General features: G+C 53.2%; 1 rRNA gene. It reads left to right on the top strand.

The features are described from left to right. The first annotated feature begins 146 nt into the window (after positions 1-146). Positions 147-1,686, top strand: a 16S ribosomal RNA gene (locus IM313_RS22225). Positions 1,687-1,706 lie beyond the last annotated feature (20 nt).

Raw genomic sequence — 1,706 nt, 5'->3', positions numbered from 1 at the left:
ACTGCTCTTTAACAATTTATCAGACAATCTGTGTGGGCACTCAAAGTGACATGGATTCTTAACGTCCTCGGACGAAAAATGAATACCAAGTCTCTGAGTGAACATACGTAATTCATTACGAAGTTTAATTCACGAGCATCAAACTTAAATTGAAGAGTTTGATCATGGCTCAGATTGAACGCTGGCGGCAGGCCTAACACATGCAAGTCGAACGGTAGCACAGAGAGCTTGCTCTCGGGTGACGAGTGGCGGACGGGTGAGTAATGTCTGGGAAACTGCCTGATGGAGGGGGATAACTACTGGAAACGGTAGCTAATACCGCATAACGTCGCAAGACCAAAGAGGGGGACCTTCGGGCCTCTTGCCATCAGATGTGCCCAGATGGGATTAGCTAGTAGGTGGGGTAACGGCTCACCTAGGCGACGATCCCTAGCTGGTCTGAGAGGATGACCAGCCACACTGGAACTGAGACACGGTCCAGACTCCTACGGGAGGCAGCAGTGGGGAATATTGCACAATGGGCGCAAGCCTGATGCAGCCATGCCGCGTGTATGAAGAAGGCCTTCGGGTTGTAAAGTACTTTCAGCGGGGAGGAAGGCGTTGAGGTTAATAACCTCATCGATTGACGTTACCCGCAGAAGAAGCACCGGCTAACTCCGTGCCAGCAGCCGCGGTAATACGGAGGGTGCAAGCGTTAATCGGAATTACTGGGCGTAAAGCGCACGCAGGCGGTCTGTCAAGTCGGATGTGAAATCCCCGGGCTCAACCTGGGAACTGCATTCGAAACTGGCAGGCTAGAGTCTTGTAGAGGGGGGTAGAATTCCAGGTGTAGCGGTGAAATGCGTAGAGATCTGGAGGAATACCGGTGGCGAAGGCGGCCCCCTGGACAAAGACTGACGCTCAGGTGCGAAAGCGTGGGGAGCAAACAGGATTAGATACCCTGGTAGTCCACGCCGTAAACGATGTCGACTTGGAGGTTGTGCCCTTGAGGCGTGGCTTCCGGAGCTAACGCGTTAAGTCGACCGCCTGGGGAGTACGGCCGCAAGGTTAAAACTCAAATGAATTGACGGGGGCCCGCACAAGCGGTGGAGCATGTGGTTTAATTCGATGCAACGCGAAGAACCTTACCTACTCTTGACATCCAGAGAACTTTCCAGAGATGGATTGGTGCCTTCGGGAACTCTGAGACAGGTGCTGCATGGCTGTCGTCAGCTCGTGTTGTGAAATGTTGGGTTAAGTCCCGCAACGAGCGCAACCCTTATCCTTTGTTGCCAGCGGTCCGGCCGGGAACTCAAAGGAGACTGCCAGTGATAAACTGGAGGAAGGTGGGGATGACGTCAAGTCATCATGGCCCTTACGAGTAGGGCTACACACGTGCTACAATGGCGCATACAAAGAGAAGCGACCTCGCGAGAGCAAGCGGACCTCATAAAGTGCGTCGTAGTCCGGATTGGAGTCTGCAACTCGACTCCATGAAGTCGGAATCGCTAGTAATCGTGGATCAGAATGCCACGGTGAATACGTTCCCGGGCCTTGTACACACCGCCCGTCACACCATGGGAGTGGGTTGCAAAAGAAGTAGGTAGCTTAACCTTCGGGAGGGCGCTTACCACTTTGTGATTCATGACTGGGGTGAAGTCGTAACAAGGTAACCGTAGGGGAACCTGCGGTTGGATCACCTCCTTACCTTAAAGAACCTGCCTTTG

It is taken from the genome of Enterobacter cloacae complex sp. P2B, assembly GCF_014895985.1.
GTDB lineage: Bacteria > Pseudomonadota > Gammaproteobacteria > Enterobacterales > Enterobacteriaceae > Enterobacter > Enterobacter bugandensis.
This window is presented reverse-complemented; position numbering and strand designations above follow the sequence as displayed.